The sequence below is a fragment of the Proteus vulgaris genome, from assembly GCF_011045815.1.
Classification (GTDB): Bacteria; Pseudomonadota; Gammaproteobacteria; order Enterobacterales; family Enterobacteriaceae; genus Proteus; species Proteus vulgaris_B.
This window is the reverse complement of record NZ_CP047344.1, coordinates 2,773,273-2,787,801: the sequence shown is the minus strand read 5'-3', so window position 1 is coordinate 2,787,801 and position 14,529 is coordinate 2,773,273. Positions and strand designations below refer to the sequence as shown.

At 39.3% G+C, this 14,529-nt stretch carries 17 protein-coding genes; 15 read left to right on the top strand and 2 right to left on the bottom strand.

The genetic code is table 11. The features are described from left to right. Positions 1-185 precede the first annotated feature (185 nt). Positions 186-833: a hypothetical protein gene (locus tag GTH24_RS13250; RefSeq protein ID WP_072068704.1), complete on the top strand. Its 648-nt coding sequence runs from the start codon at positions 186-188 to the stop codon at positions 831-833. A 105-nt stretch (positions 834-938) separates the two neighbouring features. On the opposite strand, the gene hmpA is transcribed toward GTH24_RS13250, so the two are convergent. Then, positions 939-2,135, bottom strand: coding sequence for an NO-inducible flavohemoprotein (hmpA, locus tag GTH24_RS13245; protein ID WP_164526494.1), 1,197 nt, complete (start codon positions 2,133-2,135; stop codon positions 939-941). Between the two features lie 229 nt (positions 2,136-2,364). Between hmpA and GTH24_RS22320 the strand changes: the two genes are divergently transcribed. The 3 genes from GTH24_RS22320 to GTH24_RS13235 all read left to right on the top strand — a co-directional run bounded on the left by GTH24_RS22320 (position 2,365) and on the right by GTH24_RS13235 (position 5,002). After that, entirely contained in the window at positions 2,365-2,487 is a 123-nt protein-coding gene (locus GTH24_RS22320; RefSeq protein ID WP_255297110.1) for a hypothetical protein, read from the top strand. A 14-nt stretch (positions 2,488-2,501) separates the two neighbouring features. Next, positions 2,502-3,755 carry a serine hydroxymethyltransferase gene (glyA, locus tag GTH24_RS13240; protein WP_164526493.1) on the top strand — a complete coding sequence of 418 codons (1,254 nt, stop codon included), beginning with the start codon at positions 2,502-2,504 and terminating at the stop codon, positions 3,753-3,755. Between the two features lie 92 nt (positions 3,756-3,847). Continuing rightward, positions 3,848-5,002, top strand: a complete 1,155-nt coding sequence (locus tag GTH24_RS13235; protein WP_072068701.1) for a 3-phenylpropionate MFS transporter — start codon at positions 3,848-3,850, stop codon at positions 5,000-5,002. A gap of 94 nt (positions 5,003-5,096) precedes the next feature. Here the strand turns inward: GTH24_RS13235 and suhB are convergent, their stop codons facing one another. Then, positions 5,097-5,900: an inositol-1-monophosphatase gene (gene suhB, locus GTH24_RS13230; RefSeq protein ID WP_023581619.1), complete on the bottom strand. Its 804-nt coding sequence runs from the start codon at positions 5,898-5,900 to the stop codon at positions 5,097-5,099. Between the two features lie 124 nt (positions 5,901-6,024). Between suhB and trmJ the strand changes: the two genes are divergently transcribed. The 11 genes from trmJ to GTH24_RS13175 all read left to right on the top strand — a co-directional run bounded on the left by trmJ (position 6,025) and on the right by GTH24_RS13175 (position 14,494). After that, positions 6,025-6,753 carry a tRNA (cytosine(32)/uridine(32)-2'-O)-methyltransferase TrmJ gene (gene trmJ / locus GTH24_RS13225; RefSeq protein ID WP_072068756.1) on the top strand — a complete coding sequence of 243 codons (729 nt, stop codon included), beginning with the start codon at positions 6,025-6,027 and terminating at the stop codon, positions 6,751-6,753. A 131-nt stretch (positions 6,754-6,884) separates the two neighbouring features. Next, positions 6,885-7,379 carry a Fe-S cluster assembly transcriptional regulator IscR gene (gene iscR / locus GTH24_RS13220; protein ID WP_006533450.1) on the top strand — a complete coding sequence of 165 codons (495 nt, stop codon included), beginning with the start codon at positions 6,885-6,887 and terminating at the stop codon, positions 7,377-7,379. Between the two features lie 68 nt (positions 7,380-7,447). Beyond that, a complete protein-coding gene (locus GTH24_RS13215) occupies positions 7,448-8,662 on the top strand; it encodes an IscS subfamily cysteine desulfurase (RefSeq protein WP_072068700.1) in 1,215 nt (404 codons plus the stop codon). Positions 8,663-8,686: 24 nt separating this feature from the next. After that, positions 8,687-9,073, top strand: coding sequence for a Fe-S cluster assembly scaffold IscU (gene iscU, locus GTH24_RS13210; protein ID WP_036935393.1), 387 nt, complete (start codon positions 8,687-8,689; stop codon positions 9,071-9,073). 89 nt (positions 9,074-9,162) lie between these two features. Beyond that, the gene (gene iscA, locus GTH24_RS13205) at positions 9,163-9,486 is read left to right on the top strand and encodes an iron-sulfur cluster assembly protein IscA (protein ID WP_036935396.1); all 324 of its coding nucleotides are present in this window, start codon (positions 9,163-9,165) and stop codon (positions 9,484-9,486) included. A 48-nt stretch (positions 9,487-9,534) separates the two neighbouring features. Further along, on the top strand, positions 9,535-10,056 hold the full coding sequence (hscB, locus tag GTH24_RS13200) for a co-chaperone HscB (RefSeq protein ID WP_072068699.1): 522 nt from the start codon (positions 9,535-9,537) through the stop codon (positions 10,054-10,056). Positions 10,057-10,067: 11 nt separating this feature from the next. After that, positions 10,068-11,918 carry a Fe-S protein assembly chaperone HscA gene (gene hscA, locus GTH24_RS13195; RefSeq protein WP_072068698.1) on the top strand — a complete coding sequence of 617 codons (1,851 nt, stop codon included), beginning with the start codon at positions 10,068-10,070 and terminating at the stop codon, positions 11,916-11,918. Between the two features lie 2 nt (positions 11,919-11,920). Then, the gene (gene fdx / locus GTH24_RS13190) at positions 11,921-12,256 is read left to right on the top strand and encodes an ISC system 2Fe-2S type ferredoxin (RefSeq protein WP_006533442.1); all 336 of its coding nucleotides are present in this window, start codon (positions 11,921-11,923) and stop codon (positions 12,254-12,256) included. Between the two features lie 15 nt (positions 12,257-12,271). Then, complete coding sequence (iscX, locus tag GTH24_RS13185) at positions 12,272-12,466, top strand: Fe-S cluster assembly protein IscX (RefSeq protein ID WP_072068697.1); 195 nt, start codon at positions 12,272-12,274, stop codon at positions 12,464-12,466. Positions 12,467-12,745: 279 nt separating this feature from the next. Then, positions 12,746-14,041 carry an aminopeptidase PepB gene (gene pepB / locus GTH24_RS13180; RefSeq protein ID WP_072068696.1) on the top strand — a complete coding sequence of 432 codons (1,296 nt, stop codon included), beginning with the start codon at positions 12,746-12,748 and terminating at the stop codon, positions 14,039-14,041. Positions 14,042-14,068: 27 nt separating this feature from the next. Continuing rightward, a complete protein-coding gene (locus GTH24_RS13175; protein WP_072068695.1) occupies positions 14,069-14,494 on the top strand; it encodes an enhanced serine sensitivity protein SseB C-terminal domain-containing protein in 426 nt (141 codons plus the stop codon). The last annotated feature ends 35 nt before the right edge of the window (positions 14,495-14,529 follow it).

The window sequence follows — 14,529 nt, the reverse complement described above, 5'->3', positions numbered from 1 at the left end:
TTTTCTGTTTTTGGTGCATGATTATTTTTTTATGTTTTGCCTATAGTGCTATTTATATCTCATACAAGTCAATTGATGATAATGAACAATTTATTTTACTGTTTATTATAAACTTTAAGGCACAAAATGTTATTTAATAACTTTTTAAGAAAGTTATTATCATCAATATTAAAAATCATTAAGGTATGGGCAAAATAGTGTTTAATTATTTATTAAAGCGCCTCGCTTTATTTTTATGTGCAGCAGTGCTTATCGCCATCACGACGGGATTTATTTTTCTTGATATTTTGGTGCTTGATAATGGTATTTCAGAGACATCAGTGACGGAATTAGGGCAAGAAATTATTGTTGCGATTATTAGCTTATTCTTTTTTGTTAAAGCGTGCCAAGACAGTGAACAGAGGGGAGCGTTCACTCTAATTATGGGCTTTTTTCTGTGTATTCTAATTCGTGAGTTAGATGGTGTATTTGATCAGATTGCACACGGCTCTTGGGTTTGGTTTGCCCTAATAGTGGCATTTATTAGTATTGCTATCGCGATTAGAGAAGGTAAAAATACATTAAAAGGATTAATGCATTTTATTACCCATCCAAGTCACGGAATGTTAGTTGCAGGTCTATTATGTATTTTGTTGTTTTCTCGCCTATTTGGGATGGGGGTATTGTGGCATAAATTATTAGGTGAAGATTATAATCGTGCGGTTAAAAATATGGTAGAAGAGGGCAGCGAATTATTTGGTTATACACTCTGTCTAATTAGTGTTATTTGGTACGGCTTTTCTGCTAAAGATCATGTTATTCCCACTGCAATTGAAAATAAATATCAACCATAAAACAACATGATATAAATAACAAAAGCACTGATAAATGTAATTCTATCAGCGCTTTTTATTTAATTTATTTTAAAGCTTAGTTTTAATGGTTTGATTATTTATTGATTATAAATCTTGCAGAATAACAGCATGAGGGCCAAAACATTCATAATGAAGTTTTTCACTATTAACGCCTAATTCAATAAGCTGTTTGGCAATAGATTGCATAAAAGGTAATGGCCCACAAAAATAGAAATGCATATCAGGAATACTTATCCAATTTTCAACTTGTTTTAATGTCATTAAGCCTTCAAATTGATAATCTTTATCTTGTACATCTTCAGGCCGTGGTGTGCGATACCAAACCGCTTGTTGATAATGTGGAAGTTTACTACTGACTTGATGAACTTCACCTTTAAAGGCATGAACACCACCATGTTCAGCAGCATGTAACCAATTAACATTGGCTTGATGAGCAGAAAGGGTGTGTAACATTGATAACATGGGTGTTAAACCTACACCCGCTGAAATTAATGTAACAGGTGTTGTTGGTGATACCTCTAAATAGAAATCTCCCCCTGGTGCGGCGACTTGTAAAGTATCTCCTTCTTGAATATGGTCATGAAGAAAATTCGATAAAATACCTTTCTCTTCGCGTTTGACTGCGATGCGGTATGTTTTATTATTTGAAGATTGAGTTAATGAATATTGACGTATTTCTTGGTTTTCAAGACGTTCATCGCGGATATAAAGGCTTAAATATTGTCCAGCTTGATAAGGTGTAACATCAAGGCCGTCTTCAGGAGCTAATTCAAAGCTGGTAATAACATCACTTTGTTTTACTTTATGTGTGACTTTAAAAGCTCGTAGCCCTCTCCAACCACCACTTGTTTGTTCTTTTTGTTGATAGATTTGTTCTTCACGATTAATAAAGACATCCGCTAACACTTGATAAGCGGCGCCCCAAGCATCCAACACTTCTTGCCCTGGGTTAAACATTTCATCAATTGTGGCCAATAAATTTTCACCTACGATGGGGTAATGCTCAGGAAGAATATTTAAACTGACGTGTTTTTGTGCGATTTTTTCGACTGCAGGTAAAATTGTAGGTAAATTTTCAATATTGATTGCATAAGCGCATATCGCATTAAATAAGGCTTCACGTTGGGCACCACTACTTTGGTGGCTCATGGTAAAGATATCTTTTAGCTCAGGATGACGAGAGAACATTCGATCATAAAAATGTGCGGTTAATGCAGGGCCTGTTTTAGCAATAAGAGGAATTGTTGATTTAATTGTCGCGATAGTTTGTGCATCTAACATAATTGCTCCTGAAAAATTTTCAGTTTATTGTGAATTTTTATAAATTGCATTTTATATGCAACTTATCTCTTTTTGATTATTTTGTAAATAACTGTTTTTATTTTTTAACAAAAAATCTCAAATCTTAGAGAATGATGCGGGGTGTTTGCATAATAAGGCGTGATGTACCTCAAAAAGAGGAATAAGCACAGGATAAAATGAGGTTGTTAAAAAGTAATAAGGTGCTGTTATGATTGGGTGGCAAACGATTGCGTATTTTTTCATTAGGGGCTATCTCAATGAAGAAAAAGAGTTTACACTGTATGCCATTCTTTCTCCCGTATGGGAGTTTGTCTTTAGTGAAGTTAGCTGAGTCAGGAGATCTGAATGTTAAAACGTGAAATGAATATTGCTGATTACGATCCAGAGTTATGGAATGCAATGGAAGGTGAAGTGACTCGTCAAGAAGAGCACATCGAACTTATTGCTTCTGAAAACTATACCAGTCCTCGTGTTATGCAGGCGCAGGGATCTCAGCTGACAAATAAATATGCTGAAGGCTATCCGGGTAAACGTTACTACGGTGGTTGTGAGTATGTGGATGTTGTAGAGCAACTGGCAATCGATCGTGCAAAAGCATTATTTGGTGCTGACTATGCTAACGTACAACCTCATTCAGGTTCACAAGCGAATGCCGCTGTTTATATGGCATTGCTAAAACCGGGTGATACTGTTTTAGGTATGAACTTAGCACAAGGCGGCCACTTGACTCATGGTTCACCAGTTAACTTCTCTGGTAAACTATATAATATCGTACCTTATGGTATTGATGAATCAGGTAAAATTGATTACGAAGATATCGCTATTCAAGCTAAAAAACATCAACCAAAAATGATTATTGGTGGCTTCTCTGCCTATTCTGGTTTGGTTGATTGGGCAAAAATGCGTGAAATCGCAGATAGCATTGGCGCTTACCTATTTGTTGATATGGCGCACGTTGCGGGTATGATTGCTGCGGGTGTTTATCCTAACCCTGTTCCTCATGCTCACGTTGTTACTACAACAACGCATAAAACATTAGCTGGCCCACGTGGTGGTCTTATCCTAGCTAAAGGTGGAGATGAAGAGTTCTACAAAAAACTGAACTCAGCAGTGTTCCCTGGCTCTCAAGGTGGCCCTTTAATGCACGTTATCGCGGGCAAAGCGGTTGCATTAAAAGAAGCAATGGAACCAGAGTTTAAAGTTTATCAGCAACAAGTTGCTAAAAACGCGAAAGCAATGGTAGACGTTTTCTTAGAACGCGGTTATAAAGTAGTGTCTGGCGGAACTGAAAACCACCTGTTTTTATTAGATTTAGTTGATAAAGACATTACAGGTAAAGATGCGGATGCAGCGCTCGGTCGTGCAAATATCACTGTTAACAAAAACAGTGTGCCAAATGATCCACGTAGCCCATTTGTTACTTCTGGTGTTCGTATCGGTTCTCCAGCAATTACACGTCGTGGTTTTAAAGAAGCGGAAGCTCGTGAATTAGCCGGTTGGATGTGTGATGTCCTTGATAATATCAATGATGAAGCGAACATTGAGAAAGTGAAACAAAAAGTCTTGGATATCTGCGCTAAATTTCCAGTTTACGCATAAGTTTGTAACGATATAATAAAACCCGTTGTACAAGCCCGCTTCGAGAACTTGTTCTTGGCGGGTTTTTTTGCATCTTAAAAATGGGGGATTGGATGGTTATTCCATCAACACTGTGGCTTGCCTTAGATTATTTTACGTATTTCTTCTCGTACGGTATCTTTTTACCTTTTTGGTCAATATGGCTAAAAGGAGAGGGTGTCGATCCTGCAATGATAGGTCTGTTATTAGGTGTAGGTTTAACTGCACGTTTTGTCGGTAGCCTCATCTTAACGCCTGCAGTAAAAGATCCATCAAAACTTATCACTGCATTACGACTATTCGCCTTTCTCTCATTACTCTTTACTGTTGCATTTATGATGGGCAGCCATTGGGCATGGTTATTCTTTGTGATGACTGGATTTAACGTATTCTTTTCACCTATGGTGCCTTTAGGGGATTCCTTGGCTGGAACTTGGCAAAAACAGTTCCCCTTTGATTATGGAAAAATCCGTGTTTGGGGCTCTATTGCTTTTATTATTAGTTCATCATTGTTAGGGATTTTAATTGATGCTTTTGGGCATCCCATCATTCTTTATGGGTTGATTGCCAGTACCCTTGCATTATTCCTTACATCGATGCTTCGTCCTAAAGTCATGCCTCAAGGTAAGGTGAAAAAAGCAAAACACAGTAATGTGTCTTTTATGAAACTCATTTCTGATGGGCCTGTTTGGCGCTTTTTGTTATGTGTTTCTCTATTGCAAGGCGCGCATGCGGCCTATTATGGCTTTAGCGCGCTTTATTGGGAAAAAGCAGGGTATGACACTGCAACAATTGGCTATCTTTGGTCATTAGGTGTGGTATCTGAAGTCATCGTTTTTATGCTTAGTCACCGTTTATTCCGCCGGTGGAGTGCAAGGGATCTGCTGTTACTTTCTGCTTTTGCTGGGCTTTTACGTTGGGGATTAATGGGGAGTTTTACCGCATTACCTGCACTTATTGTCGTTCAAATCTTACATAGTGGTACGTTTACAGTATGTCATTTGGCTGCAATGCGTTTTATTAGCGCCCGTCAAGAACACGAAATTATTCGTTTGCAAGCTGTGTATTCTGCTTTAGCAATGGGAGGAAGTATAGCTATTATGACGATTATATCGGGCTGGCTATATGAGAAGCTCCCAAATCAAGAATCATTGATCTTCTGGTTAATGGCAGCGTTAACGATCCCAGCGATGTTTATCAGACCTAAAGTCAAACCTCAAAATAGTTAACAACTAAAAACATATAGACAATAAAAAAGACCATAACTGGATGGTCTTTTTCTTTTATACAGCTATACAGCCGCCATTATAGGTATCGACACAATTAACGTTTTAATGCATCCGTTAATTCGCTACGAATTTCAGCTAATAATGCTCTAACGACACGTGGGTTACCAGCAACAATATTACCTGTTTGGAGATAGCCGTGGTTACCAGTAAAGTCAGAAACGATAGCACCTGCTTCACGAGCAATTAACTCACCACCTAAGAAATCCCAAGGTTTTAAGCCAATTTCAAAGAAACCGTCAACACGGCCAGCGGCAACATAAGCTAAATCTAATGCAGCTGAGCCTGTACGACGGAAATCAGCACAAGGAACAAACAGTTTACCTAACATGTTCATATAAGCGGCTGAATGTTGTTTGCTTTTGAATGGAAAACCAGTAGCAAGAACAGCACCATCTAAATCACGGGCATTAGAGCCACGCAGACGATAACCATTTAATTGAGCGCCTTGACCGCGAACAGCTGAAAATAACTCGTTACGCATAGGATCATAAACAACTGCCACTTCAGTACGGCCTTTAATGCGTACAGCGATAGAAACAGAGAAGTGTGGAAGACGTTTAATGAAGTTAGTCGTGCCATCAAGTGGATCAATAACCCATTGTATGTCGTGATCTTCACCGAGTAACTCGCCACTTTCTTCCGTAATAATGGTGTGTTTTGGATAAGACTTACGGATGATTTCAATGATTGCTTGTTCTGCGTCACGGTCAACATTAGTGACAAAATCATTGGTACCTTTCTGATTAGTTTCTACAGATTCAGGATTTTCGTAATTTTTGGCGATTAAATTACCAGCCTTACGTGCGGCACGTATGGCAATATTCAGCATCGGATGCATGGTTATCTTCCACAAGATGTTAAAGAACGGGGATAAAAAACGTGCGAGAGTATAACAGGCATTCGTGTTTCTGGCTACATTTGTGATAAAATAGATGGATCACAAAGCAATTAACAAGAAATCAATGTTAGAAAATATTCGCATCATCCTTGTAGAGACCTCACATACAGGCAATATGGGCTCTACAGCTCGAGCTATGAAAACCATGGGATTGACCAACCTTTATTTTGTTAATCCGAAAGAAAAACCAGATTCACATTCTATTGCCCTATCAGCAGGTGCAAGTGATGTTATTGGCAATGCACACATTGTTAATAGTATCGATGAAGCGATTGAAGGTTGTGGTTTAGTGATTGGAACAAGCGCTCGCAGTCGCACTCTTTCTTGGCCCATGCTTGCCCCCCGTGAATGTGGCGAGCGTTGTGTTATGGAAGCTAAAAATAAGCCAGTTGCAGTAATTTTTGGTCGTGAACGCACAGGTTTAACCAATGAAGAATTACAAAAATGTGACTTTCATCTATATGTTCCGACTAATCCAGAATATGGTTCTTTAAATTTAGCGATGGCAGTTCAACTTGTTTGTTATGAAATTCGTATGGCAGCACTTGCCCAAGAAGAAAAACAAGAGGAAAATACCCCATCAGAGATTGATTATCCACCTGCTGATGATATTGAACGTTTTTATGTTCATTTAGAACAGGTGCTGAATGAATCAGGCTTTATTCGTCCTAAACATCCAGGGCAAGTGATGAGCCGTTTACGCCGTCTATTTACGCGTGCACGCCCAGAAACACAAGAGCTTCATATCTTACGTGGTATTTTAACGTCAGTTGAGAAATGGGCTAAGAAATAGAGGGTAAAGTTGATTAACTTAAGTCAACTTTGGGCTGAGTATAATACTTGACTAAAACACTCGGATAAATAGTTGACTAAATTACTCGGGAATGACACAATTTGATTATTGTTCACCACGGAGTATTTGTTATGAGACTGACATCAAAAGGGCGTTACGCAGTTACTGCAATGCTTGATGTTGCATTGCATTCACAGCAAGGCCCTGTTCCCCTCGCCGATATTTCAGAGCGTCAAGGGATTTCCCTTTCTTATCTTGAGCAGCTTTTCTCGCGTTTGCGCAAAAATGAACTAGTTGCAAGTGTTCGAGGCCCTGGTGGCGGCTATTTATTAGGCCGTGATGCTGGGCAAATTTTTGTTGCTCAAGTTATTTCTGCGGTTGATGAATCTGTCGATGCTACCCGTTGTCAGGGTAACAAAGAAGGTTGTCAAGGTGGCGATCGTTGCCTGACTCATACTTTGTGGCGTGATTTAAGTGATCGTATAACCAGTTTCCTAAGCAGTATCAGCCTTGAAGAGTTAGTGAATAACGAAGAGGTTATGGATGTCGCCGATCGTCAAGACAATGAAAAACGCCATGCTATCAATGGTCGTTTACAAGAAACCATTGTTAATATGCGAGTTTAACGGCGATCTCTAGGTAGGCAAAAACAAAATTATTAAAGAAGATCCGTCGTCTTTGGAGTTAGTGAGCAATGAAATTACCCATTTATCTAGATTATTCAGCAACCACTCCTGTTGATCCGCGAGTTGCTGAAAAAATGATGCAATGCCTAACTATTGATGGCATTTTTGGTAACCCAGCCTCTCGTTCACACCGTTTTGGTTGGCAAGCAGAAGAAGCTATTGATATTGCACGTAATCAGATTGCTGATTTAATCGGTGCTGATCCTCGTGAAATTGTATTCACATCAGGTGCAACTGAAGCTGATAACCTCGCACTAAAAGGTGTTGCTAACTTTTACCAGAAAAAAGGTAAGCACATCATCACTTCAAAAACCGAGCATAAAGCCATTTTAGACACTTGTCGTCAACTTGAGCGTGAAGGTTTTGAAGTCACTTATTTAGCACCAAAAAGTGATGGTCTGATTGACCTGAAAGAACTAGAAGAAGCAATGCGTGAAGATACTATTTTAGTTTCTATCATGCATGTAAATAACGAAATTGGTGTTGTTCAAGATATTGCGGCTATCGGTGAATTATGCCGTAGCAAAGGGATTATTTACCACGTAGATGCAACACAAAGCGTTGGTAAGTTACCTATTGATCTCTCTAAGTTAAAAGTTGATTTACTTTCTCTTTCTGCGCATAAAGTATACGGCCCTATGGGTATCGGTGCGCTTTATGTTCGCCGTAAACCACGCATTCGTTTAGAAGCACAAATGCACGGTGGTGGACATGAGCGTGGTATGCGTTCAGGTACATTAGCCGTTCACCAAATTGTAGGTATGGGCGAAGCTTACCGTATTTTGAAAGAAGAAATGGCTGATGAAACTAAACGCTTAAACGAATTACGTTTACGTTTATGGAATGGCATTAAAGATATTGAAGAAGTTTATATCAACGGTTCTTTAGAACACACTGCGCCAAATATTCTTAATGTAAGTTTCAACTATGTTGAAGGCGAATCATTAATGATGGCACTGAAAGATCTTGCTGTTTCTTCAGGTTCAGCCTGTACTTCAGCAAGTTTAGAACCTTCTTATGTACTGCGTGCTTTAGGATTAACAGATGAACTTGCACACAGTTCTATTCGCTTCTCCCTGGGCCGTTTCACAACAGAAGAAGAAATAGATTATGCAATTAAACAAATCCACAGTGCTATTGGTCGCCTACGTGATCTTTCGCCACTTTGGGATATGCATAAACAAGGTGTTGATATCAACAGTATCGAATGGTCTCACCATTAATCAGACGTTTTCAGGAGTTAAATCATGGCTTATAGCGATAAAGTAATTGATCATTATGAAAACCCTCGTAATGTGGGCTCATTTGATAACAACGACCCTTCTGTAGGAAGTGGTATGGTAGGCGCACCTGCTTGTGGTGATGTCATGAAACTGCAAATCAAAGTTGATGATAACGGCGTAATTGAAGATGCGCGTTTTAAAACTTATGGTTGTGGTTCAGCGATTGCATCAAGTTCACTGGTTACAGAATGGATGAAAGGCAAAACATTAGATGAAGCCGAATCCATCAAGAACACCGCAATTGCAGAAGAATTAGAATTACCACCAGTGAAAATTCACTGTTCAATTCTTGCAGAAGATGCAATAAAAGCAGCGATTGCAGACTATAAAAGCAAACGCCAAGGCAAGTAATTGTCTTTTATAATAAAAAAATAAAATATTGGCGGATGCTGAAACTTTTTTTCAGTATCCGCTTTCGTTCTTTATGAGTGAGGTGTGCCATGTCAATTTCCCTTACAGAATCCGCCGCTAATCGTGTTCGCTCTTTCCTGTCTAATCGAGGTAAAGGTGAAGGTTTACGTTTAGGCGTAAGAACATCCGGTTGTTCTGGAATGGCTTATGTTCTTGAATTTGCTGATGTCATCAATGACGAAGATACTGTTTTTGAAGACAAAGGTGTGAAAGTTATCATTGATGGTAAAAGCATGGTCTATTTAGATGGAACTGAGCTTGATTTCGTCAAAGAAGGATTAAACGAAGGCTTTAAGTTTAACAACCCCAATGTATCCAATGAGTGTGGTTGTGGTGAAAGCTTTACAGTGTAATTTGTGTTAAAACACGGTATTAACGTTAATTAATCCAAGAGTAGATGTATGGACTATTTCACACTATTAGGCATGCCTAATCGCTTTGATATTGATAAACAGCAACTTGCTACACGTTATCAAGAAATGCAACGTCAGTATCACCCAGATCGTTTTGCTGGTAAATCTGATAAAGAACAGGCTCAAGCTGTTTCGTTTGCCTCCACTATTAATCAGGCTTATCAGACCTTAAAAAATCCAATCTCTAGAGCTGAATATATGCTCTCTTTGCACGGTATCGATATCGCTAATGAACAACAAACGATGCAAGATACTGTGTTTCTAATGGAACAATTAGCATTAAGAGAAGAGCTCGATAACATTGAATATAGTGCTAATGTTGCTGTTTTATTATCCGATTTCTCTTCACGTTTAGATAAAAACTATATAGTTCGTTTTGATGAAATGGTAACAATGATAAATAGCCATAATTGGAGTGTTGCTGCTGATTGTGTCAGAAAAATACGTTTTTTAACTAAACTTAAAGAACAAGTAGAGCAGTTAGAAGAACGCCTGTTTGACGAGTCTTAAGGGAAACTGTTATGTCATTATTACAAATTAGTGAACCAGGTCAAACACCTGCGCCACACCAGCGCAGACTTGCTGCGGGTATTGATTTAGGAACGACACACTCATTAGTTGCCACTGTACGTAGTGGGCAAGCCGAAGCGCTTTCAGACAGCGAAGGTCGCTATTTATTGCCATCTGTTGTGCAGTATCAAGTTGATCATATCAACGTTGGTTGGAATGCTAAAAAAGAAGCAGAAAAAGATCCTGCTAACACGATAAGCTCAATTAAAAGAATGTTGGGTCGCTCACTAAGTGATGTGACAAGCCGTTATCCTAATCTTCCTTATCATTTTCATGAAAATGACAATGGTTTACCGTTAATTAAAACAGCGGCAGGTATTGTCGATCCTATTCAAGTTTCTTCTGACATATTAAAAACATTGGCAGAACGTGCAATGCAATCATTAGGTGGCGAACTTGATGGTGTAGTGGTCACTGTACCAGCCTATTTTGACGATGCTCAACGTCAAGGTACAAAAGAAGCAGCTCGCCGTGCAGGATTACATGTTTTACGTTTATTAAATGAACCAACAGCAGCCGCTATTGCTTATGGTTTAGATTCAGGAAAAGAGGGTACCATTGTTGTTTATGATTTAGGCGGTGGTACTTTTGATATTTCCGTTTTACGTTTAACCAAAGGTGTTTTTGAAGTCTTGGCAACCGGTGGTGATACCGCTTTAGGTGGCGACGATTTTGATATGATGTTGGCGGATTGGATAAGAGAACGCGCAGGTTTTGGCTATCAAAAAGATGCGATATTACAACGCCAACTACTGGATGTAGCATCAGAAACTAAAATTGCATTAAGTGATAATGATGTTGCTGATATCAGTATTAATGGTTGGAAAGGTGAAATTACTCGTGCTGAGTTTGAATCATTAATTCAATCATTGGTGAAGCGTACATTGTTGTCTGTTCGCCGTGCTTTAAAAGATGCAGATGTTGACATTGATGAAGTTCTAGAAGTGGTTATGGTTGGGGGGTCGACACGAGTTCCATTAGTTCGTCAAATGGTTGGCGACTATTTTAAACGTGAACCACTAACATCTATCGATCCTGACAAAGTCGTAGCTATTGGCGCTTCAATTCAGGCTGATATTTTAGTGGGTAATAAACCTGATAGTGAAATGCTATTGCTAGATGTTATTCCACTTTCTCTTGGTCTTGAAACAATGGGCGGATTAGTTGAGAAAGTAATCCCTCGCAATACCACGATCCCTGTTGCCAGAGCGCAAGAGTTTACGACATTTAAAGATGGTCAAACAGCAATGAGTGTTCATGTTGTTCAAGGTGAGCGTGAATTAGTTAGTGATTGTCGTTCTCTTGCACGTTTTACATTACGTGGTATTCCGCCGATGGCCGCAGGTGGTGCTCATATTCGTGTGACATTCCAAGTTGATGCTGATGGCTTACTTAGTGTCAGTGCTATGGAAAAATCAACGGGCGTTGAAGCCTCAGTACAAGTTAAACCCTCTTATGGTCTTAGTGATACTGAAATCGCTAAGATGATCCAATCTTCGATGGAAAATGCCCAAGAAGATTTACAAGCTCGTCGCCTAGCCGAGCAAAAAGTCGAAGCAGCACGTGTGTTAGAAAGTTTAACAGCGGCATTAGAAGAAGATGCTCATCTGCTAAATGAAGATGAGAAAACCGCTATCGACAAAGTTGTAGATACCTTAATAGAGAGCGTTGAAGGAACAGATCCTGTTGCTATTGAAAACGCGATTAAACTACTGGATAAGCAAACTCAGGATTTTGCAGCGCGTCGAATGGATTCATCTATTCGCCAAGCGTTGGCAGGTCATTCTGTGGATGAGATATAACTATGCCTAAAATTGTATTTTTACCCCATAGCACACTGTGCCCTGAAGGTGCTGTTGTTGACGCAACAGAAGGTGAATCTATTCTAGATGTTGCATTACGCAACGGTATTGAGATTGAACATGCTTGTGAAATGTCTTGTGCATGTACAACTTGTCACTGTGTAGTGCGTGAAGGTTTTGATTCACTGGAAGAGAGCTCTGAGCTTGAAGACGACATGTTAGATAAAGCATGGGGCTTAGAGCCTGAAAGTCGCTTAAGTTGCCAAGCTAAAGTGACTGACGAAGATTTAGTCGTTGAGATCCCTAAATATTCGATTAACCATGCAAGAGAGCACTAATTTTAGGAGCCAAGTATGAAATGGAGTGATACTCGTGAAATAGGGGAAGCATTATTTGATCTTTACCCTGACACTGATCCTAAAACTGTGCGCTTTACAGATATGCATCAGTGGATCTGTAATTTAGACGGTTTTGATGACGATCCACAAAAATCTAATGAAAAAATTCTTGAAGCTATTTTGCTTGTTTGGCTTGATGAATTTGAATAATTGATTGCACTATAAATGGAAAAGACTGGCTAACTGCTGGTCTTTTTGCATTATGGCGTCTGAGTTGAATAGACTGAGCGCGTTATCAATAACTCTAAAGAGGGATGCCTTGAGTTTTTGTTATGAGAGATATTCCGAAGAATACAATGCAAGAGCTTAATATCAATTGATGGTGATCGTGGTCTCTGGATTTTTGCAGTAAATTGATCACGCTAAAAGGTAAATATCTGGTAGTCTGAATAGGTTAACTGTCACCAGTAATAATAAGTGAGATAATAAATGAATAAACAAATTATGCCTATCATGCTGTCTAATGAACCTGCAGCAGCATGTTGGGGTGATAAAGCACTAATTAGCACTTGCGAAACAGGCATGACAATCCACTTAACGGAAGAAAACCGTTTAGGTGCTATTCAACGTGGTGGACGTAAAGTTGATAGCCAAGGTATTCGTAATGTTGCTCTTGTGGGTGAAGGCTGGGATATAGAGCGTAGCTGGGCTTTTTGGTTAGGTTTTAGAGCACCTAAAGGCGCTCGTTCTATCGAATGGCCACAATTAAGCGAAGCGGATAAACACGAATTAGAATCACGTATTCGTATCGTTGATTGGGTTAGAGACACAATTAATACGCCAGCTGAAGAATTAGGCCCAGAGCAACTGGCACAGCGTACTGTTGATCTTTTCTGTGGTCTTGATAAAGAAGATATCAGTTATAAGATCACTAAAGGCGCTGATCTACGCGATCAAAACTATGCCGGCATTTATACAGTAGGTCGCGGTTCTTCTCGTGATCCTGTCTATTTAGCATTAGATTTTAATCCGACTCAAGATAGCAATGCCCCTGTATTTGCATGTCTAGTAGGTAAAGGTATCACCTTCGATTCAGGTGGTTATAGTATCAAACCTTCATCATCTATGAATTCAATGAAAGCAGACATGGGTGGTGCAGCAACATTAGCGGGTGCTTTAGCATTAGCTATTACTCGTGGTTTAAATAAACGTGTGAAACTACTGCTGTGTATCGCAGATAACATGGTTAGCGGTAATGCCTTTAAGCTGGGTGATATCATTCGTTACCGTAATGGCAAATCAGTCGAAATCATGAATACAGATGCGGAAGGCCGTTTAGTGCTAGCTGATGGCTTAATTGATGCAAGTAATATTGCGCCAGAACTTATCATTGATGCAGCAACATTAACCGGTGCAGCTAAAGTTGCTGTGGGTAATGACTATCATTCAGTACTAAGTTTTGATGATAAATTAGCGGCTGAATTATTAGCAAGTGCTGAACAAGAAAATGAGCTGTTCTGGCGTTTACCATTAGCTGATTTCCACCGTAGCCAATTGCCTTCAAGCTTTGCTGATCTGAATAATATTGCAGCACCTTCGCATACTGCGGGAGCAAGCACAGCAGCCGCTTTTTTATCGCATTTTGTCACTAACTATAAAAAAGGTTGGGTACATATCGACTGTTCAGCAACTTACAGAAAATCGTCTGTAGAACAATGGGCTGCCGGTGCGACAGGTTATGGCGTGCGTTCTATCGCAAATCTGTTATTAGCAAAAGCAAAATAATAAACATTATTGGATTTGGAGTTTGTAATGGGTGTATCTGAACAATTTGAGACACAAGAAATTGTTTCTGTTGAAGGTTCTTCTTTGAAGTTAAGTGTTTTAGAGCCACAACCTGAAAAATTAACATCCGCACTTAGCGAGTTTTTTGGTGAACATAAACCAATTCGCCGTGCCTTTATTGTTAATGCTCAGGAGCAAGATAATGAAGAGGAATTTTATCTTATTGGTTTAGAGATAACTGGCGAAGAAGATGTGATTGCGCAGATACTCCCACAAGCAGCTGAATCGGCTTTTGAATATTTAGAAGAAGGGCAATCCTTAGATTTTTGTTTTGTGAATAAAGAGGAAAAAGGAGTGAGCCATTTTATGATCCACCACGTATCACCTTTTTATCAACGCAAACTTGGGGGATTCTTAAGAAAAGGTATCCCGATAGTGAATTTGGATAGTTAATTTCACCCTCTAAATTTAGGCGATATCTCATCAGA